The sequence below is a fragment of the Streptomyces sp. NPDC005784 genome (genome assembly GCF_042871525.1).
GTDB lineage: Bacteria > Actinomycetota > Actinomycetes > Streptomycetales > Streptomycetaceae > Streptomyces.
In genome coordinates this window covers 39,686-58,781 of the sequence record NZ_JBIAIQ010000026.1, presented here as the reverse complement: position 1 = coordinate 58,781, position 19,096 = coordinate 39,686, and the positions used below count along the sequence as shown (strand labels likewise).

Sequence of the window (19,096 nt, the reverse complement as noted above, 5' to 3'; positions counted from 1 at the left end):
CGTTGCGCCTGGGATCACGGTCACGGCGGAGGAGGGAGAGCAGGAGGAGAAGCACGAGGAGGAATTGGGGGGAGGAGCCGCCGGTGCAACGGACGCGGGCCGACCGGCGGGCCCCGCACCTCGCTGCGGCCCGCCGGTTCCACGTCGGCGAAGGCCATGTGCGAGGCCGTCGCAGCCGAAAGGCCTTCGGCCGAGCCCTGTGCCCCGCGCCCCGTCGTACCTCCCGGTCGCCCCTCGGAGCCGACGGTCATGGCGGGTACGGACGGCGCGGCCACCCGCCCCTGCGCGCTGCCGAGTCAGGAGTGCGGGACGGCCTCGCTGATGTCCTGGTGCATGTGGTCCATGAGTTCGCCCATCTCGCGGAGGTCGGCGTTCGGGGTGTCGACGTTCCGCGCCGCTCCGCGCAGCCAGTCGGCGGTCGCCAGGGCGAGTGCGGTGGCGTCTGCTTCGCGGTTGTCGCCGAGGAGCTCCTCGATCCGGTAGGCGAGACCGCCCAGGGTTTCGTCGTTCGTGTCCGGCGTCAGGTAGCCGCGCAGGCCGACGGGGTACGGGTCCTGAGCTCTGGCGTGCCGCACAGCCGCCAGTACCGCGGGATCGTCGCTGTACTGGTCGAGGTGCCCCAGGAGTACGTAGATCCGCGCGATCAGCCGTGGCCGCCCGGGGAAACGGTCCAGCCAGGCCATCAGCTCCGGCTGGCCACCGAGGTGGTCGATGACCGGAGTCAATGCCTCCACCGACTTGGTGGGGAGATCCCAGTGGTGGGGAAGAAGCTGGGCGACTTCGTCGGCGAGCCTCGCTTCGTCCTCGGCGCTGAGCGTGCCGGCGGTGAACCCGCTGACCTTCAAGCTGTCCAGGGCGAACCCGTCCGGCCCTGCCGCCTGGGCGCTGCGTGAGGAACCGTGCCGTCGGCGCAGCAGTTCACCGACGCTCTTGAGAAGCGGCTTGTCGTGCACGAAACCTCCTGATGAATGCACTCAAGGGCCTCTCGTCCGGGACAGGAACCCGGGGACGACGCCGCGGTCCGGACGGCGATTCCCGGCGGACGACGTCCCGGTCCGGACGGCGATTCCCATCAGTGCTCTTCGACGTCGGTACCACTACTCTGCCGCCCGGTCGCGGTGTCCGCGCGCCCGGTGACCCATGAGAGGCATCGTCCCTGAGACGCGGGTGCCCGGCAGGTCCAGCCGAGAGCGCGTCCGTGAACGTGTCAGCCCGACGGGGTCCGCACTGGCCGGCGGAGGGCGCCTCCCGCCGCGATGAGTTCCGGCCGGGTCGCGAGTCTGAGGGCCGGTCGGTGATCGGCGATGTCCGCGAGGGCGACCCCTCCGTCGGCCGCCAGGCCTGCTGGTACTGGCGCTCGGACGCCGACGGCGTCGCCGCCTGGGGCCCGACCAGCCGGCCAGTGCCGCAGTGGACCCGCCCCGGCGCGACCCCCGTGGAGACCCTCGGAGGCATGCGCCCCAGTCTTGCACGGAGGTCTGACACAACTCGGGTCGAGGAAGGGGCGGAACGGACCACTCCTCCCGTCGCTGCCGATCCGCGAGGCGCGGCAGAATGTGCAGAATGTATCGTCGGCCGAACCTCAGGTCACCGTCGCGGTAGCAGCCGATGAGACCACCGCGTGGCGTTCAGCCCGTTCCATCACTGGGGGAGCTCGCTCGTGTCACGACCCCCGCAAGCCGCAGCGTCGCAAAGGCCACCAGCCCCGCCACGCTGCCGAAGGTGAGGGCGGCCGGAACACCCTCGCCGAGCCTCGAGAACAGGTACACGGGCCCCCACACGTCGACGTTCGCGCCCACCGCCGTGTACAGCACCTGACTCACCAGCAGTCCCAGTACGGTTGCGCAGACCGCGCCCACCGCCATCGTCGGCACCGTGGTCCGGGTGAGCAGGCCGGGCAGCAGCCGCAGCGCCCACCACACCACGGCCAGCATGAGCACGTCGACGGCTCGGTACAGCAGCCAGTCGCCGAGCGGCGTCGTCGCCGGCCTCGTCCAGCCGCCGAGCAGCAGCCACTCGCGCAGCAGGTCGCCCGGCTCGGACAGCAGCCCTCCGCCGCCGAACGAGGTCTGGATCCACGCCGCCACCGATTCGTACGAAAGGGCCACCAGCGACAGCGCGATCACCGCGGTCCCGGCACTCGCGGCCAGGCGGGCGTCGCGCGGCGGCACACTCTGCCGAGGCAGCGGATCCTCACCCTTGGCGGTGGCACGCGCCACGAACACTGTCAGCAGTGCGGACACCAGCGCCGCGAACACCACGACCGGCCCGCTCGACGCGATCACAATCGCCAGCTGCGGCAGGACCCGGTAGCTGCCGTGCCCCCGGGACGCGATCAGCCACGGCGCGGAGACGGTCACGGCCAGCGTTCCGGCCACCGGGCCCCAAGCCCAGAGCGCGAGCACCGTGGCCGGCGTACGGCCCTGCGTCGGCGGAATCCTCCGGATCAGGAACAGCGCGCCGGCCAGGAAGAACACGAAGACCGCCACGAACCTGATCTGCATCCCTGTGCTGTACAGACCGGCGTACTGGCTGCCTCCGCTCAGGCCGCCGGTGTCCCCGCCCGTGCCGGCGCCGGCGGGCCCGTCGGACAACAGCCCCGTCGGGGGATCGTACGACCAGGGTGCGAGCCACCGCCGGAGCTCACTCACGGACTGAGCGTCGAACACGCTTGTAGCGCCACGCAGTTGCAGTCCCTGCGTGCTCGCCCCCGCCCACCACAGCAACAACGTGATCAATAGGGCTCCGACCAGTGCCGGTATCACCGCGCGCCGATATGTCATGTGCCATCCCCCGTCTTGGCCCTGTCCGTGAATCTTTCGATCAGCCGAAGCGTAGGGGGTGATGATCGCTTGCGGCATGAATCCGGCCGCTCGGCGACTGTTCCCCGGTGCGTCCCGGCGTCGTTCCCACGCCCGGAGGTGATCACTGGAGCCGGTACGGTAACTCTCGGAATTTCAGGGGTAGATGACGACCTGACGGGTGGAGTTCGCCATCGAGGTTCTCAAGACGGTTCCGGTCGGCGCTGGTGACCCAGAAGCGTGGACCGTGGTGGCGGTGCGGAACTGGACCGGCACGATGCTGCCCGCGGCCGTGCGGCGGACCAGGTCGTCGAACAGGACACACTGCTTCGGGGTGGCGCGCGCCTTGCCGCAGCGGCGGCGCTTCGGCAAGTGGGCGCGTGAGTCGGCGACCGGAGCGTTCTGTTCCGACGGCGCAGGTGAGGCGGCTGGCCTTGCTGCCGTGGAGACGCGTTTGGTGCCTGCGGCGGTGCCCCGCACGATGGGTGTGTGGTCTCGGCGCCCCCAGGTTCGGCCCTTCGGCGACCTCAGGCCCTGGCCTGCTTCGTCCTCGAAGCAGGCCAGGCGCCCAGGTCCGCCGCCGTCTTTATGACGGGCCACTCCTCGTCCTTCCAAGCGGCGATCTTCGCCTCATCCCGCTCGGCGGCCTTGTGGGAAGAGACCTGCACGCTCCAGCCGATGCGGTGCAGCAGCAGGTCCAGCCCGGCCAGGGTGTACTCCACCGCGAACCAGCGGCGAGCTTGCAGCGGGCGCCGCCAGGGCCCTGGGATTCATGGCCTGCCGACCGCCGGACGCCAACGCCCGCCGCCAGCGGTCCGCCGACATCTGGGTCACCCTGAACCGAACCGCAATCCCAAACGCCCCACCCATTAAAGGAGTTGTCCACAAAATGACACACGAGCAGCACTCCGAGGGCGAATTCCACCTGCTGTGGCACGCCCGGCACCTCGCCGTGGAAGAGGACGGGCGAATCATCCATCAGGACCCTGATGGAAGCATGCACTTGGATGAAGAGGAGTGGAGAGTCATCGGCATCTACACCACCACGGCGGCCGCGGAGACGCAGAGAGAAGCTTCGAAGGATTTGCCTGGGTTCCGACGTGAGCCCGATTGCTTCGAAATCTCTCCCCTGGTTCTCGACGAGGATCTATGGACCGACGGCTTCGTCACAGAATATCCGGACGGAACATGGCAGGACTGAACCATCCCGTTCCCCGTTCAACCGGCAGACGAAAGCTTGAAATGACCCGGACCGTATATCTTCTGGTGCACAGGCACCACTTCTCCATCGAACCCGGCGATGTCGCCGCAGACTTCCTGGAAGACGGGGAACCGCTCTTCTGGGATGACAGCGAGGACAGCTTGATCGTTCTTGGGCTCTATTCGAGCAGACAACTGGCTGAACAACGCGCAGAGCGGGCGCGATCCCTACCCGGGTTCAGACGCTTCCCGGAGGATTTCTTCGTGCACGAATACACGCTGGACGACACTCGTTGGCCCGACGGTTTCCGCGTCGGCGAAGATGCCGAAGCGGGTGAACAGACCGAAGGGCACGACCGGTAGTTCATTGACCCCGGTCATAGAGAGCGAGAGCCGTGTCCGGCGCGGCCCCGGGCCGAACCCGAATCGCGTTCGTAGCGGCGTGAAGCCTGCTGGCTCCTGTGAGCCAGGGACATGGTGCGTGCCAGAACCCAGCGGTGTCGCCCCAGGCTGTCTGGGGTATCGACGCCAGGCGGGCTGCGCGAGGTGCCTTACCCGACTGTCAATGACATCGAACGCGGCACCCCCGAAATCCCGGATGCTGCACAACTACCTGACGGTAGCGTCGCAGGAGTCAACCAGCAGCGGGAGGGACAAACGATGCGGGAGCAGGACCGGATCGAACGGGCGCGGGAAATCTATGAGTTGGCAATGTTCTAGGGTCCTGTTCGAGCGTGCGGCCGAGCTGTACCACTGCCTGGGTGACCCGAGCGGTGGGGCCGACGCCTTGTTCTGGATCGGTTGCTGGCACCAGGTGGTATGCGACGACAGTGCCACTGGCATGCCGTACTTCGAAACGTCGTATGCGCTGGCGCAGTCCGTCGGTGACCGGAAGACCATGTCCTACTCGGTGCGCCATCTCGGCTTCACAGAGAAGGAGGCGGGACGGTTCGACCGAGCCCGCGCACAGCTGACCGAATCGGTGAGCCTGCGACGGGAGATCGGGTTTTTGCCCGGAGTGGCGGCGGGTCTGGTGGCGCTTGGTTACCTGTCAGCTGAGACCGGCGACCGCGAGGCGGCCATCGGATACCTCGACGAGGCGCGGACCACCGCCGAACAGTGCGGCGCCAAGGGCGTGCTGGGATGGGACGAGCGAGCGCGCTCGCAAATCTCAACCGAGTGCCGTCGCAGCGCCGCGCCGCGACGGCATGTCTGCAGTCTTGATCACCAGCCGAGGTCGGCACGAGTATGCGTTGGCGGTGCGCCGTCCTGGTCGAGAGCGACGACGACGCGGGTTCGGAACGCCCGCCTTCGAAGGGGGCTCCAACGGTCGTGATGCAGACGGTGTTGCCGACCACTTCACCGGCCGACCGACCGACGGTAGATGCACCTCGTGCACCCAGAATCCTCGTCCCCCGTGCCTACTGATTGTGGGCTCGTGATGTCCGCACTACGAGCCCGCTCTTCGCCCGAGTCCTGGCGCCAGGTCAGGCGTCTGTCACCAATAGTCGATAGCCGACGTCGATGGTGCCGAGCGCGAGCAGATCAGCGTGACGATGGTTCCAATCGCCGGTCGCGAGGTCCTCGGTGAGTGTTGCCAGGCCGGGAGCGAGGGCGTCTTCTCCGGTCTGGGCGAACATGGAGATTCCGGCGCGCACCTGTGGGTCGAGGTAGGCGTGAGGGCGGCGCCAGTACGCTGCGCCGAACCCGTCCGTGCAGTCGTGCGGAACATGGACAGGCTCCTGGCGGGCCCCGCCAAGGAGAGCGGCCAGCCGGTCGATCGGGATGGCACGGGTGTCGTCGAAAGCTGCGGCCTGGGGGAGGTACTCACGTACGAGCCAGAACGTCTCGCGGAAGATCTGCTGGTCCCAGGTCAGGATCACGATGCGGCGGCGCGCGACCCGGCGGAGTTCGGCAATGCCGGCGGCGAGGTCACTCCAGTGATGGACGGTCAGCAGTGCCATGACGGCGTCGGCAGCGTTGTCGCCCACCGGAAGGTGCTCGGCGACCGCGCGCACGGCGGGCGCGGACCGGCGTGGGCGCTGAGCGATCATGATCTGGCTCGGCTCGACTGCGAGAACCGTCTGTGGTGGCTCGTAGGAACCAGTACCCGCTCCTACATTGATCACATCCGAGGCGTCCCCGAGCGCGGCGTGAATCTGCGCTGCGATACGCGGATCTGGCTGCCGGGTCCGGCCGTACGTCGCGCCGAGCGTGTCATAGATGGCCATGCCTACCAGTATGCGAAGAAGCAGCCACGCCTGGGCCCGGTCCGCGCAGGCGGACCGGTGGCCTTGTAGAGATGGGGAACTGTCCTCTGCGTCGGTGACTGAGGTGAGATCTCCGCGTTGGTAGGTGTACCGGGTGGTGGCACGGAGGGCGTCCGTGAGCCGTCCCGGCTTGGCTTTGGCACCCGGAGGAAACCGTCACTATGCTGCCTTCGAGGCCTACTTCGTACCCCCGTCCACGGGGAAGGCAGCCCTCTCCCCCATCCCGGGCAGCCCTTGCCACACAGACCAGATCACTCAAGTCCCTGTCAGCATCCGGCTGTTCAGAAGGATCGGTAGATTCTCTCCGGATCTTCGTGGGCCCGTGCCGCGTACTCCTCGAAGCCCAGGTTGCCGATACTCAAGTTCGCGTGAACGTCGTGGACTCCTGCGGGGGTGATACGGAACGTGCTTCCGAACTCGGTCAGTTGCTCGTAGTCCTCATCGTCCACGCACTCCTCCCGCGTCAGCGTGGTGACGGCCAGCAGCGCGTGAGATTCGCTTTGCATGGAGGTCCTGTCGGCGAGGAACACAACAGCCAGGTCCTCGTCGGCGCGGACCACCGTCAGCACTTCGTCAACGGACGCCTCTGCCCAAGCCAAATCGTCGATGAAGTGGACGTGAGCCTCGTGCTGCGTCAACGCCGCCGCCACGTGCTGCCATCCTTCGTCGTCCAGGTAATCGGTCCTGACGACCAGTGCGTCGAACTCGTCACGGCCGGTGACAGCGGGCAACACTCTCATGGATCCTCCTCCTCGGTAATGATCGGCAAGCCGTGCCGAGACTGTCCCTCATGGCCTCCGTAGCTCTGCGACCGGGGGGTCGCCGGGTCCACGGGACGCGGAGTTCGTGGTGATCGGCGGGCATTGTCCAGCGACCGCCATCCTCATGGGAGCCGACGACGTTGTACGACTTCCGTCGTATCGGCCACCTTCGGACCGGCGCGATGACCGGTCGGCCGACGGGGACGTGTCGCCGGCGACGGTGACTGTGACGTTGACGGCGGCACGTGAGTACGTGGTGCGGTTGCCGCCTCCGGCCGCCCGGATCCCCCTGCGCATCAGGGCGGTGATCGTCCGCCCGCTCCGCTTGGCCACTCGGCTGGATCCCCGGCCCGGCGGGCCGTTCACGGGAATGGCGAAGTCTCGTGACCGAGTACGACACATACGGCAACGGGCGGGGCCGTTCGTCTTCACACAGTTGTGAGGGGGTTCGGCGGCGTCTGGCTTCGACGGGGAGGCCGGGGCATGCTGCGGATCCGTGCCGCACCGGACAACTTTCGCCCTCGGCCAGTTGAGAGTCGGCCCCGGCCCGTTCCGCAGCCGGGAGTGTCAGTGGGCGGTGCAATGCTGACACCGACAACTACGCTCGTTGTGGCCGAAAGGGATCCCATGTCTGGTGAACGATCAGGGTCCGACTTGTCCTCTGTCGGTTTCGACTCCGCATGGTGCGCCACCGATCTGGGTGAGTACCGGACCTGTCGCCACACCTACGAGTACTACGCTTACGAGAGTCTGCCACCTGTCGACTCCACGCAGTTCACGGGTGCCTTTCAATGGCTCGGTGACAACGGCGAGCCGCTTCCCGAGCAGGTCACGGCGATCAACGGCTTGGCAGCGGACCTGACGGCCAGAAACCTGACGCTGCCGCGGGACTTCGTCACCTTCCAGACCGACTCGAAGCTGCACTACGCGCTGGACGAGGTCTCAGTGACAAGTTGCTGGACTCACGTCTCACAGCCTCTGCCCAGTCCGGTCGAGCCCGGGGCCTTCCTCGTGCGGTTCCTGCGAGACCAACAGGACTGTGTCATCTGGTACCTCTACCTCCGCCCTTCGGGCGAGGTGTTCGTGGTGCAGTCCTATCTCGACTACGAGTACGAGTACGAGGCACGGCGCGATGGCGAGGAGACGGAGACCGATCTCGACGATCTGGAAGAGCAACGGGCCGCGATCGTCTGGTGTGCGCCTACGTTCGAGGAGTTCGCCTATCGGTTCTGGGTCGAGAACCGAATCTGGCGCACCCTCAACAGCGATGATCCGTCCGGACTCGAGCCTCGGTTGCGTGACTATCTGAACCACTACGCACCGGCCGGCATACCCACATGAAGCGTCGCTCGGCAATGAGACGAGCGCGGCGAACGGCACATGGACCCGAGCAGGAGCACGACGCCCGGTTCCCGGCATGAGCAAGTCGCCTTGTCGCGTCGGGCGACTACTGACGGATGCAAGCGAGTTGCGGCAGGCCGTCGCTCCGTCCGGCGAGGGTCCGTGAATCAGTCAGTGGCCGCGCTGGGCGTTCGGGCTCCGTACAGGTGGCCATAGGCGTCGTGCACGGCGGCGCGCCCGGCTTCCAGTGCGGTTTCGAGGAGGTCGCCCTCGCGCGCCAGACGGCCGACCTGCGGCGAGTCGTGGGCGGGGCGGATCGAGACGATGGCCGAGTGGTCGGTCAGGCAGGCGTCGTCCTCGGCCAGACGTGCTTCGCGGTCGAGGAACACCTTGCGCAAGGCTATGGGTTCACGGCGCAGCACCGTCCTGGCGATGAGAGGCGCGGAGCGTGACGGCCGCGCGACGTCGATGGCACGCCGGGATCGCAGCACCATGACATGGGTCGCGCCTTGAGCCAGCGCGGTTCGGTAAGGCACGGATTCGGAGACGCCCGCGTCGTAAAACCGGCGCCCGCGCATCGTCACCGGGTCGCCCGCCAGGAGCGGCAGGGCGGCGCTGGCCCGCAGCGCGAGGCGCAACTCCGCGGCGTCGCCTATGAAGGGCCGCAGGTCGGTGGATTCCCCGGTCTCGGCGTCAGTGGCCAGCGGGTGGTACTCGACATCGCTGGCCAGGATCGAGGCGAAGTCCATCGGCGCACAGTCCTGGTCGCCGTAGCGGTACAGCACCTCGTAGAAGGCGTGCAGGTCCACGAGCGGCCGACCGCGCAGCGGGTTCGAGCGCCGGATCAGCGTTCTGGCGTACTTGGGGACCGCCCAGAAGCGCAGCGATTGCGGGCTCGTGCTCAGGAGCCACGCACCCGAGGCGGCACCGGCCGAGGCGCCGTAGACGGCGTCGAAGCTGTTGGTCAGTCCGAGTTCGTGGAGCGCCAGAGCCATCCCGCCGGCGATGATGCCGCGCATCCCGCCGCCCTCGATGGCCAGTGCGACGCGGTGCCCATCGGCGCGTGCGCCGGGCCGGCTGCCGACCCGCGCGCGCTCGGTCAGCACATTCCAGACCGCGTGCGGCCGCTCGGGCTCGGGCGTCGCGGCAGGGGTGGTGGCGGTCGTCGTCATCGCGGTCAGGGCTCCAGGGGACTGCTCAGGGGTGGTATCTGCGCGCAGGGGTTGAGGGCGGCGCGGCGCGAGCGCCTGCCACCCCGGATCATCGCTTGGCTGCTGGCGGGCGGCGGGGCCGAACCGGGGAGATCGCGGTGCTGAACAAGTACGACCACCATCGCCCTTCCGCCTTTCGATCTCACCGATCCGCCGATCCGCCGATCCGCCGATCCGCCGATCCGCCGATCCGCCGATCACTTTACCAGTGAACAGCCACTCACTAGCCGATGGCTAGCGAAATATGCGCCACGCCGAGGAGGAGATCCAACGACTACAGAGGGTGCCCAGTCGTCGGGTGGGGCGGAAACACCGGGCCAGGCCATTCCCTCTGCCGCGGCCGTCAGCCGTCAGCGGTTGCCGGCCATCACCGGCGTCGGCTTACACCTCGCCGGCCGGCGCCGCGCCCGGCACGGCGAGGAGACCGCGGACGGTCAGGAGAAGCGTGGCCCTCAGCTCGTCGTCCGAGAGGTCGGACAGTTCGCCGAGCCCTTCCAGCATCCACACGCACATCACATAGGCCATGCGTTCCGCCGGCGTGGGCGAGGTGCCGAACAGCACCCGCAGGACGCGTCGCCTTCGTCCGTCGTTCTCGGCGTAGATGCTGGCGGCTCGAATCTCGGGATCGTGCAAGAGCATCGTTCCGAGTTCACGGTTGCGCACCAGGAAGTCGACCCAGCCGACCGCGTACGCGTCCAGCTTCTCCTGGCGTGACGTCATACCCGCCAACTCGTCCAGAAGCACGGTCATTTCCTCCACAGCCGGATCGAGCGAGGCCTGAAGGATCTGCGCCTTGGTTCGGAAGTGGTAGTAGACCGCGGCCTTGGTGAGGCCCATTTCGTTCGCGATGGCCTGCAACGAGGTCACTTGGTAGCCACGGGCAGCGAAGAGTCGCTGGGCCGTCTCGACGATCTGCTGCCGCGTCGCCGCGGCCTGGGCGGATCGACTGACCACCGGAACGTCCGGCTGTCGCTCGCTGGGCACGCTCGCCTGCTCCTGTATCGGTCTTACGTTCATGGGTCCCTGCTAGCCAAATACTGAGCGTCCACTTTACCTGCACTGTCCGTCGCCCAGCCACCGGCTAGTCACTCCGGCCGCCGGTCGTCGGCAGGCAAAGGCCATGCACGGATGGGCGGCTCCGTCGGTGGAGGAGGTGGAGGACGACCTGGCATCGGGCCCCGTCGCCCCGTTTGCCCTCATGGCGTTGCAACACCTGCGCGGCTTCGGCGCCTGCCGGGATCCGGGCCGTCCCGACGTCCTGTGCCATGGGACAACAGGCGAGAGCCCCGGTCCAGGCCTGGTGGCCATCCGCCGTGTGGCCCTTTGTGCAGGCAGGCCCCTCGCTGCAGGTCGTCCGACCACACTCAAATCGGCCCCCTTGCTCCATTCCCTTGCCCGGAGAGGCGCCCTTCACCAAGGATGCCTCGCATGAGCGTCAGCGGTGCTTGGGAGCACATCGAGACGTGGCTGCGGGACAACGCTCCCGTCCGGAGATGGTCGAGCAGTTGCCTTCTCCGTCGGGTTCGGCGATGTCGGGCGGCTCGTCGGTGAGGCGTTGGCGCCGCCATGACGCGGCGGCAGCCGAATGCGTAGAGCGCTGGTTCGACGAACCAGCGGCAGAAGCCGGGGCCGGGTCGTAGAGCGCTGGTTCGACGAACCGGCGGCAGAAGCCGGGGCCGGGTCGTTCACCGCTGCGGCCGTCAACGGGGAACAGCGACCCGGCCCGTCAGTCCGACGTGACCTCTACGGCACCCGCGCCACGCCCACGTACAGGGGGATCTGTTCACCTTCGGCGTGCTGATGCTCTCCCTCGGGGTGCCAGTTCGCGGCGAGTTCGATGCCGGGGTCGAGGAGCTCAAGTCCGTTGAAGAACCTGGTGAATTCACTGCGCGATCGGACTTGCGCCGATGTTCCGCCCTTGCGGTAGACCTCGACAACTCGCTCCCACGCTTCAGGGTCGAAGTCCCCCGTCGCGTGGGAAAGCGCCAAGTGGCTTCCGGGGGCAAGCGACTTGAGCAGTTCCGCCACGATGCCGTAGGGGTTGTCCTCGTCCCCCACCAGGTGCAGAAGGGCCACCATGGAAAGGGCGATCGGCTGATCGAAGTCAAGGGTCTCTCTGGCCGCCGCCAGGATCTTCGCCGGTTCCTGCACGTCGGCCTGGATGTAGGCGGTACGCCCCTGCGGGGTGCTGTGCAGAAGTGCCTCTGCGTGCCTGAGGACGATCGGGTCGTTGTCGGCGTACACCACGCGGGCCGCAGGGGTAATGGTCTGGACGATCTGGTGGAGGTTCGGCTCGGTCGGAATTCCGGTGCCGATGTCGAGGAACTGACGGATGCCCCGCCGTGCCAGCAGACGAGCGGCACGATGCATGAAGTCCCGGTTGGTCCGGGCCATTTCCTTGACAGCGGGGAAGAAGGATATGACCTGTTCGGCAGCCTCCCAGTCGACGCGATAGTTGTCCTTGCCGTCGAGGAAGTAGTCGTACATGCGCGCCGACTGGGGTTTGCTGGTGTCGATGTCGTCGGCACCTGTTCCTGCGTCTGTCAATTCAGCCCTCCGCCGCTGCGGCGTGATCATAGGAGTTGATTCGGTGGTGCTGGAGACTGCCGACAAGGGGCCGCGTCTCAGGTGATGAGGAAGTCGGCCCGTCCCTCCTTGGCGGCGCCGACGAACTCGGCGATGACCGAGGAGGCGCAGATGAGGGCCGGGCCGTCGGGATCCGTCGACTGCCTGACCGCCACGATGCCGCCGCCGAGCTTCTTCATTTCGACGCAACTGCCGTTGTCGCCGGCGCTCCAGGGCTTGCGCCACCCATGGAATCCCAGCTCTTCGGCGGCGTTCATGGCGTGCTTCATCGTTCTGTCTCCTCGCGGACGTCTGCCAGGGACTTCCCTGGTACGTCGTCTGGGCATGGCTCTCGGGCACTCATCCGGTCGAACAGCTCGCGGTACAAAGCGACTTCCCCGCGGGTCCCCACGGTCCTCGCAGCACAAGGAGACATCCCCACAGGCCTCGGGGTGCAGGCGACTTCCCGCGGTCCCACGGTCCTCGTGGTACAGGGCGTTGCGGAGGCTGTCCGTGCCGACGATGTCCGGGAACTGCATGGGGTGCGTAGCCGCGATGCTCCATCCGGATGACCGTGGTGTGCGCCTGCCGCAGCCTTCCACCGACGTCCTGGGCCGAGACGCCCTTCGCCCGCCGCAGTTGCTGCAGCCGTCTGCGCAGCACCATCTAAGGAACGGTCGGAGCAGACCGCGGTGCGCTCACGTCTCACGCCTCATCGACCCCCTGGACGCCGAGCAGTCTGCCATGACCCTCCCCCTCACGGACAGGTTTGGTGATCCCCACAGCGCGCAGGCACGGTGGCGGTATAGGCAAGCAGGCAGGCAGACCCTCCGAGCGGTGACGGTGTTTGTAGTAACGGTGACGTAGTAGACGTCGGTCTCTGCGCGTCCTCGGCGTCGGCCCCGAGGCCCAGTCAGTGCCACCACTCGGCAACAAGGGCCTCCACCTGCACCGGAGTCGCGACGGAGCGGACCGGGATCTCCTCGGGCAGGACTCTTCGGGCGAGGTTGGCCAGCGTGGAGCCGGGGCCGACTTCGACAAGGCGGAGCCGGCCGCGTGCCACGGCGGTGAGGGTGCGCATGGAGCCTGCCCAACGCACCGGCATGACGAGCTGACGGAGCATCATCGCTCGCCATCGCTCGTGATGGTGAAGGTGAGCGCGCGCGTCGACGTTCGCGATCACCGGGCAGTGTGCGGGGTGAAGGGGAGTGCGGTCGATGGCCTCGGCCAGGCGCGGGCCGGCCGGAGCCATCAACGGTGTGTGGAAGGCACCACCGACCGGAATACTGATCGCCCGCGCTCCGCCGCGAGTGGCCTCCGCCGCCAGCGTCGCCACGGCCTCGACGGCTCCGGAGATCACGACCTGTTCGGCGCCGTTGATGTTGGCGACCCACACCTGGGCCCGCCGCACGGCACGCATACGGGCGGCGAGTCTTTGGGCCCGCGGCACGATGTCGGTTCCGACGAGTACCGCCATGGTGCCGGGCGTGAGCCGGTTCGCCTCCTCCATGGCCGCCCCGCGCTCGGCGACCAGCCGTGCGCCGTCCTCCGGGTCGAGTACCCCGGCGGCGGTCAGCGCGGCGTACTCGCCGAGGCTGTGCCCGGCACACGCCGCGGGCCGCAGGTCGCCCACCGCTGTGCGCAAGGCGTCGAGCACCACCATCTCCAGCGCGAAGGTGGCCAGTTGCGCGGTGTCGGTGCGGGTCAGCTGCTCTGCTCCCGTGTGCAGCAACAGCCGGTCGAGGTCCCTTCCACAGACCTCTGAGAGACGCGCGACGACCTTCCAATGCGGGGTGTCGCGCCAAGGCTCGCCCATTCCGGGCCGCTGGGCTCCCTGACCGGGGAAGAGCAGGCCGACGCCGAACGGCTCGGCCTCCGGGTGGTCAGCCACCCTCAGGGGTGACACCTGCGACACCTGCGACACCTTTGACACCGGTGATGCTTGAGAAGCCTGTGGCATCAGTGCAGACAACTTTCCAGTCCCTTCGGGGTGCAGCTACGGGTACGGCCTCGTGTCCACCCGGGCCGCGGCACGGCAGACGGCGAGCCGTCGGCGGCGAGATGACGCACAGGACTCCGCCGGTCTCGATCCATCGACGGCTGTGGGACCGGAGCGGAAACCGTCCGGCGCGAACCGTCTACTCGGGACCGAGCAACGGGGTGCCGACCCGAGCCCGATGACGAGGACGAGGACGAGGACGAGGACGAGGACGAGGACGAACCCCTCAACGGGACCGCGCCGGGTCGGGCCAGTCCCGATATGAACGAGCCCCGGGCTTCCGGAACCGGGAGAGGGATACCGGTTCCGGAAGCCCGGGAGGTGCGGGGCGCTTGCCGGGATCCCCGCTCAACGCGCCCGAGCTGCCGGTCCTGACCCGGGGACCTGCGGCACGTGGACGTCCAGGACGTCACTGAGGTAGGCGGGCAGCGAGGCCCGTACTCCGGCGAACGGCTCGTGTCCGCCGGGATAGCGCTGCCACGTCACCGGGTGTCCCCAGCTGGTGAGCAGGTCTCTCAGTCCCGCACCACTGCGTTCGGGGACGACCCAGTCCCGTGCCCCGTGGCCGATCCACACCGGCAGGCCGCTGTTGGCGGACGACGGCCGGCCGGCCGGGAGCAGTGCGGGCAGATCGGGAGGCATGAAGGGCGCGTAGAGGGCCACGCCCGCCAACCGTTCGGTGTACGTCAGTGCCAGCGTCAGGGCGACCGTGGCACCCTGGGAGAAGCCCGCCAGCACGATCCGACCGGCGCCGATCCGGTCCGCTTCCACCTCCAGCAGCTTCGAGAGCGGCCGGTGCACCGCCAGGAGGCCCTCGACGTCGATCCGGTCGATCGCGAGGAGGTTCTGCGGGAACCAGCACGGCACCGACAGCCCGCTCAGCAGGCTCGGGGCCGCGACGGGCGCGCGCGGGAACACCCCGCGCACCCCCGCCTCGGTGAGCCGGAACCGCTGGGTCACGGCCATCAGATCGCCCGGTGCCTGGCCGATGCCGTGCAGCCACACGACGGTGCCACGGTGCGGTCCGGCGGGGTCGGTCGTCTCGTATTCCAGCCGGTCCATCGCGCTCACACCGGCTGGGGTGCCGGCCGTGGCGTAGCCGGACGGCGGAAGAGCATCGACGCGTACTGGCCGCCGAAGCCGAAGGAGTTCTTCAGCACGGTGCCGACCGGTCGCCGGACCGGGGTGAGGGAGGTGCGCACGGCGCAGGCGGGGTCGGGCTCGGTGCAGGTCGTGACGGGCGGGATGATTCCCCGGCACATCGTGAGGGCCGCCACCGCCGTTTCCACCACACCGGACGCCGCCGATCCGTGCCCGGTCAGCGACTTCACGGCGCTGACGTCGAGGTCCGCCATCCGCTCGCCGAACAGCCGGTGCAACGCGCGGGCCTCGGTGACGTCGTTGAGGCGGGTGGAGGTGCCGTGGGCATTGATGGTGTCGACGTCGTCCGGGTGCGCGTCGGCCTGTTCGAGAGCGGTGCGCATGACCCGCTCGATCATCTCCACGCTGGGAGCGGTCATGTGGCGGGTGTCCACCGCCAGCCCCCAGCCACCGATCACGGCATACGCCTGCGCCATGCCGCGCCGGGCGGCGTGCTCGGCCGTCTCCAGGACGAGCGCGCCCGCCGACTCGTTGATGACCATGCCCGTACGGCGTTTGTCGAAGGGCATGGAGGCCTGGGCGGGGTCGCCCTTCCAGCGCGACAGCGCCATGAGCTGGCCGTACTGGGAGAGGACGTACGGCGTGTTCCGGGAGACGGCCGCCGACACCACCGCGTACTGCGCGCGTCCCGAACGCAGGAGCCGGGCGGCTTCCGCGATGGCACGCAGGCCACCTGAACAGGTGGCTTCCAGTCGTACGGGGATGACGGGCGTCCCGAGACGTTCGGTGATCTCGGTCGGATAGGCGGACAAGTCGCGTGTCTCGGGCGGGAGATGCTTGCCCCGCAGGTGTGCCAGGACGGCCGAGGGTTCGTTGCCGATCCTGTCGTAGCGTTCGGCGAGGTCTTCCATATGCGTGACGTAGTCCTGCGGGAACGATCCTGTGGGGCCCGGCCACACTCGCGCGTAGACCAGGGCGGCCGGACCTTCCTCCGCGGGCAGTTCGCTGAAGCGGGCGTCTCCGAGGGCCTGGTCCACCGCGGCGAGCATGAGGGAGTCGCCCCAGGACCGGTCGGGTGCGCCGTAGTCGGCGGCGACCTTCGCCTTGACGTCTTCCGGGATCAGCCCGGCCGTCCAGCCGCAGGGCAGTCCGCCGGTGTCCATCCGTTCTTCCAGGACCACTCCGGAGCGGCCTTCGAGGTTGGCCGACCAGAAAGTCTCGACGTCTCCGCCGATGGGGGTGATCACCCCCATGCCGGTGATGACGATGTCGCCGCTCATGTGCGTGCCTTCCCGTCGTCGGCCGAAGCCCCGTGCGTCGATGCGATGACGAGGGCTCCCGCCGCCGTCGAGTGGTGTCCCTGGTTGAACGCCGTGATCAGCGCTGTCGGCGCCGGGCCCAGGGGACGGGTCTCCCCCATGACCGGATCGAGACCGCCGAGTCCGGGATCGGGGCGACGCAGCAGGCCCACGGGGGGAAGCTCGCCGCGGCCGAGGCTCTCGACGACCAGTGCGGTGTCGATGAGCGCCGAGCACTCGAAGGCGTTGCCGATGGTGCCCTTCGAGCCGGTGACGGGGAGGCTGCCCGCGCGCGGCAGTACGGCCTGGGTCTCCACGCGGTCGAGGCGGGCCGAGCCGGCGCCGTGGGCCCACCACACGGTGGGCGTGGTGTCCGCGTCGGCGAGCACGGAGTCGACGACGAGTCCCGCCGAGGCAGCGACGTCGGCGGCGACCAGCACCTCACAGCCGACGAGCCGGGCCCGAGCCGTTCCGCGCGCGGTGTCGGCACGCTCCAGCAGGACGGCGGCCGCACCCTGGCCGACCAGGGTCCCGGACCTGTCGGCGTCGAAGGGTCCGGCACCGGCCGTGGCGCGTGTGCCGAGCGGTTCGTCCTGGTCGAAGGCGGCCATCGCGGTGATCGTCAGCGGCGCTCCGACGCCCACGACGAGCATCCGGTCGAGTTCGCCGCTCTCCAACAGCCTTACGGCCAGGGCGAGTGCGCCCGTGCCACCCGCCGCCGCCTCGCCGTAGGCCGCGACGTTCGACCCCCGGAATCCGCTGGCCATGGAGACGAACTGGCCCAGCTGGGAGGGGATTCCGCGTATGTAGGAGTAGTCGGGCACCTCGTCGTGGAGGAACTTCGCGAGGGGCCTGGGGTCGTTGCGGAAGCGGGAGGCGAGCTGGGGGATGACGTCGCTCAGTTCGTCGCTGCTGCTGCCCACGGCCATCACGGTTCCGCCGCGTACGTCCTCCGTGTCACCGGTGATCCCGGCCTGTTCCAGGGCCTGCCGCGCGACGGCGACGGCCCAACGGGCCGACTGGTTGGCGTACTTGCCGGCGTTGGCCCAGTCACGGCCGGCGGGCCAGGTGATCTCCGCGGTGTCGACGGCGGCCGACGGCCACGGCAGCGCGGGGGCCGGTCCGTCCTGGCCGCTGGTGTCGAAGAATGTCTTGCCGGCGGCCATGGCCTCCCACAGCCGGGCCGCGCCGATGCCCGCCGGGGAGATCACACCGATGCCGGTGACCACGATCTCGGGACGGTCCTGCCGCCCGCCGCGTTCACTCGGCACGCCGGCCTCCACCGCTGATGCCGCCCCACAGGCGGTATCCGCCGTCCACCGTGATGGTCTGCCCGGCGATCCAGGACGCCTCCTCCAGGCAGAGCAGGGCCACCACGTCGGCGCTGTTCTCCGGCGTCGTCATGCGGTCGCCCGGCCACGGGGAGACGGACAGTTCCTTGGTGACACCATGGGCGAAGTCGGGACGGACCTTGAAGACACCGGTCTGTACGAGTCCGGGACGCACGCAGTTCGCGACGATGCCGTAGGGCGCCAGTTCGTAGGAGAGGTAGTCGGTCAGCGCTTCGAGTCCCGCCTTGGCCGCGGCGAAGAGACCCGCACGCGGGATGATGCGCGTGGTCGTGGAGTTGGTGATGGTGATGAAGCGGGCTCCCGCTCGGTCCCGCATCAACGGGAGCGCGTACTTGGCGAGCAGCCAGGTGGCCCGGGAGTTGGTGTCCTGCACGAACTGCCAGTCACCGAGGGAGGCTTCCGCGAGCCGGGCGAACTTGGTGGCGGCCGCGTTCTGCACGAGGATGTGGAGGTCCTGGTGGATCTCGCCGATCTCCGTGATCAGGTTCTCGATCTCCGCGGGCTCGCTCAAGTCGGCGCGGTGCAGGGTCACTTCCGTACCTTGCTCGCCGAGTTCCGCGGCGAGTTCCTTGGCCGGGCCCTCCCGGTCGACGTAGTTGATGGCCAGGGTCGCTCCCCAGGCCGCGAGTTTGCGGGTGATGCCCGCGCCGATGCCCCGCGAGCCGCCGGTCACCAGGGCCACCCGCCCCTTGAGCGGCTGATACTGACTGTCCATCACTGAACCCTTCCTGCCGCTGCGGTCCGCTGCGCGGCGTGCCGCAGGAGTACGACGCTCATGCGTCCGATGGCGTACGTCCGGTCGTTCTCGTCGAACACCCGGCGTGTGGTCTCGACCAGGCCGAGCCGGTCGTCGATCTCCTCCGCCCGGTCGGTGGCGGTGGTGAACCAGAACGGGGTGTCGGGGTACAGCGGCCTGACGAAGTCCCAGCTCAGCCTTCGCATACCGACGATGGCGGCCGGGGAGCCGTGCTGGACCACCCAGCCCGAGGTGATGGAGTGGATGAAGCCTCCGGGCACGATGCGCTTCCGGCGGTCGGTGCCCTGGGCGAAGTCGTCGCTGTCGTGCACCGGGTGCTTCTCCCCCATCAGATCGAGGAGTTGGTCAAGGAGCGCGCCGCCGAAAACCACCGGCCCGAACCGGCGCACCGGTGCGTGCGCCAGGTCCTCCCAGTACTTCACTGCCCCCACGGCTGTGCC

Annotated in this window: 20 protein-coding genes and 1 pseudogene; 5 read left to right on the top strand and 16 right to left on the bottom strand. The window is 68.6% G+C overall.

The genetic code is table 11. The features are described 5' to 3' along the window. Positions 1–296 precede the first annotated feature (296 nt). Positions 297–953, bottom strand: a complete 657-nt coding sequence (locus ACFYR3_RS31675; RefSeq protein ID WP_389285355.1) for a hypothetical protein — start codon at positions 951–953, stop codon at positions 297–299. A gap of 377 nt (positions 954–1,330) precedes the next feature. Between ACFYR3_RS31675 and ACFYR3_RS31670 the strand changes: the two are divergent. Then, a pseudogene (locus ACFYR3_RS31670) lies at positions 1,331–1,450 on the top strand (DUF899 domain-containing protein); the annotation flags it as partial. A 178-nt stretch (positions 1,451–1,628) separates the two neighbouring features. On the opposite strand, the gene ACFYR3_RS31665 reads toward ACFYR3_RS31670, so the two are convergent. From ACFYR3_RS31665 to ACFYR3_RS31655, 3 genes are all read right to left on the bottom strand, one after another. Continuing rightward, positions 1,629–2,783 (bottom strand): hypothetical protein, encoded by a 1,155-nt coding sequence (locus ACFYR3_RS31665; RefSeq protein WP_389285353.1) that lies wholly within the window; start codon positions 2,781–2,783, stop codon positions 1,629–1,631. A gap of 174 nt (positions 2,784–2,957) precedes the next feature. Next, on the bottom strand, positions 2,958–3,281 hold the full coding sequence (locus ACFYR3_RS31660) for a hypothetical protein (RefSeq protein ID WP_389285351.1): 324 nt from the start codon (positions 3,279–3,281) through the stop codon (positions 2,958–2,960). Between the two features lie 47 nt (positions 3,282–3,328). After that, positions 3,329–3,523, bottom strand: a complete 195-nt coding sequence (locus ACFYR3_RS31655) for a winged helix-turn-helix domain-containing protein (protein WP_355843126.1) — start codon at positions 3,521–3,523, stop codon at positions 3,329–3,331. Positions 3,524–3,690: 167 nt separating this feature from the next. Between ACFYR3_RS31655 and ACFYR3_RS31650 the strand changes: the two genes are divergently transcribed. From ACFYR3_RS31650 to ACFYR3_RS31640, 3 genes are all read left to right on the top strand, one after another. Continuing rightward, positions 3,691–4,002 (top strand): hypothetical protein, encoded by a 312-nt coding sequence (locus ACFYR3_RS31650; protein ID WP_355843129.1) that lies wholly within the window; start codon positions 3,691–3,693, stop codon positions 4,000–4,002. Further along, positions 3,990–4,364, top strand: coding sequence for a hypothetical protein (locus tag ACFYR3_RS31645; protein ID WP_355843132.1), 375 nt, complete (start codon positions 3,990–3,992; stop codon positions 4,362–4,364). The genes ACFYR3_RS31650 and ACFYR3_RS31645 overlap by 13 nt, the downstream gene beginning before the upstream one ends. A gap of 478 nt (positions 4,365–4,842) precedes the next feature. Next, positions 4,843–5,337, top strand: a complete 495-nt coding sequence (locus ACFYR3_RS31640; protein ID WP_389285349.1) for a tetratricopeptide repeat protein — start codon at positions 4,843–4,845, stop codon at positions 5,335–5,337. Positions 5,338–5,488: 151 nt separating this feature from the next. Here the strand turns inward: ACFYR3_RS31640 and ACFYR3_RS31635 are convergent, their stop codons facing one another. Both ACFYR3_RS31635 and ACFYR3_RS31630 read right to left on the bottom strand, forming a co-directional pair. Then, positions 5,489–6,232 carry a methyltransferase domain-containing protein gene (locus tag ACFYR3_RS31635; RefSeq protein WP_355843138.1) on the bottom strand — a complete coding sequence of 248 codons (744 nt, stop codon included), beginning with the start codon at positions 6,230–6,232 and terminating at the stop codon, positions 5,489–5,491. A gap of 320 nt (positions 6,233–6,552) precedes the next feature. After that, positions 6,553–7,011: a DUF6924 domain-containing protein gene (locus ACFYR3_RS31630; RefSeq protein WP_389285347.1), complete on the bottom strand. Its 459-nt coding sequence runs from the start codon at positions 7,009–7,011 to the stop codon at positions 6,553–6,555. Between the two features lie 675 nt (positions 7,012–7,686). Here ACFYR3_RS31630 and ACFYR3_RS31625 point away from each other — a divergent pair. Continuing rightward, positions 7,687–8,373, top strand: a complete 687-nt coding sequence (locus ACFYR3_RS31625) for a hypothetical protein (RefSeq protein ID WP_389285345.1) — start codon at positions 7,687–7,689, stop codon at positions 8,371–8,373. A 167-nt stretch (positions 8,374–8,540) separates the two neighbouring features. Here the strand turns inward: ACFYR3_RS31625 and ACFYR3_RS31620 are convergent, their stop codons facing one another. The 10 genes from ACFYR3_RS31620 to ACFYR3_RS31575 all read right to left on the bottom strand — a co-directional run bounded on the left by ACFYR3_RS31620 (position 8,541) and on the right by ACFYR3_RS31575 (position 19,087). Further along, on the bottom strand, positions 8,541–9,545 hold the full coding sequence (locus ACFYR3_RS31620) for a patatin-like phospholipase family protein (protein WP_389285343.1): 1,005 nt from the start codon (positions 9,543–9,545) through the stop codon (positions 8,541–8,543). A gap of 420 nt (positions 9,546–9,965) precedes the next feature. After that, a complete protein-coding gene (locus ACFYR3_RS31615; RefSeq protein ID WP_355843150.1) occupies positions 9,966–10,568 on the bottom strand; it encodes a TetR family transcriptional regulator in 603 nt (200 codons plus the stop codon). A gap of 759 nt (positions 10,569–11,327) precedes the next feature. Next, positions 11,328–12,131 carry an SAM-dependent methyltransferase gene (locus tag ACFYR3_RS31610; protein ID WP_389285415.1) on the bottom strand — a complete coding sequence of 268 codons (804 nt, stop codon included), beginning with the start codon at positions 12,129–12,131 and terminating at the stop codon, positions 11,328–11,330. Between the two features lie 77 nt (positions 12,132–12,208). Then, positions 12,209–12,439, bottom strand: a complete 231-nt coding sequence (locus ACFYR3_RS31605) for a DUF397 domain-containing protein (protein ID WP_355843156.1) — start codon at positions 12,437–12,439, stop codon at positions 12,209–12,211. A 623-nt stretch (positions 12,440–13,062) separates the two neighbouring features. After that, positions 13,063–14,040, bottom strand: coding sequence for an ACP S-malonyltransferase (locus ACFYR3_RS31600; RefSeq protein WP_355843159.1), 978 nt, complete (start codon positions 14,038–14,040; stop codon positions 13,063–13,065). Between the two features lie 456 nt (positions 14,041–14,496). After that, a complete protein-coding gene (locus ACFYR3_RS31595; RefSeq protein WP_355843484.1) occupies positions 14,497–15,210 on the bottom strand; it encodes an alpha/beta hydrolase-fold protein in 714 nt (237 codons plus the stop codon). 5 nt (positions 15,211–15,215) lie between these two features. After that, positions 15,216–16,529 (bottom strand): beta-ketoacyl-[acyl-carrier-protein] synthase family protein, encoded by a 1,314-nt coding sequence (locus tag ACFYR3_RS31590; RefSeq protein ID WP_356780118.1) that lies wholly within the window; start codon positions 16,527–16,529, stop codon positions 15,216–15,218. Continuing rightward, complete coding sequence (locus ACFYR3_RS31585; protein ID WP_355843165.1) at positions 16,526–17,818, bottom strand: beta-ketoacyl synthase N-terminal-like domain-containing protein; 1,293 nt, start codon at positions 17,816–17,818, stop codon at positions 16,526–16,528. The genes ACFYR3_RS31590 and ACFYR3_RS31585 overlap by 4 nt, the downstream gene beginning before the upstream one ends. Continuing rightward, on the bottom strand, positions 17,808–18,614 hold the full coding sequence (locus ACFYR3_RS31580; RefSeq protein WP_356780116.1) for an SDR family NAD(P)-dependent oxidoreductase: 807 nt from the start codon (positions 18,612–18,614) through the stop codon (positions 17,808–17,810). The genes ACFYR3_RS31585 and ACFYR3_RS31580 overlap by 11 nt, the downstream gene beginning before the upstream one ends. Next, complete coding sequence (locus ACFYR3_RS31575; protein ID WP_355843171.1) at positions 18,614–19,087, bottom strand: MaoC family dehydratase; 474 nt, start codon at positions 19,085–19,087, stop codon at positions 18,614–18,616. Before ACFYR3_RS31575 ends, ACFYR3_RS31580 begins: the two co-directional genes overlap by 1 nt. Positions 19,088–19,096 lie beyond the last annotated feature (9 nt).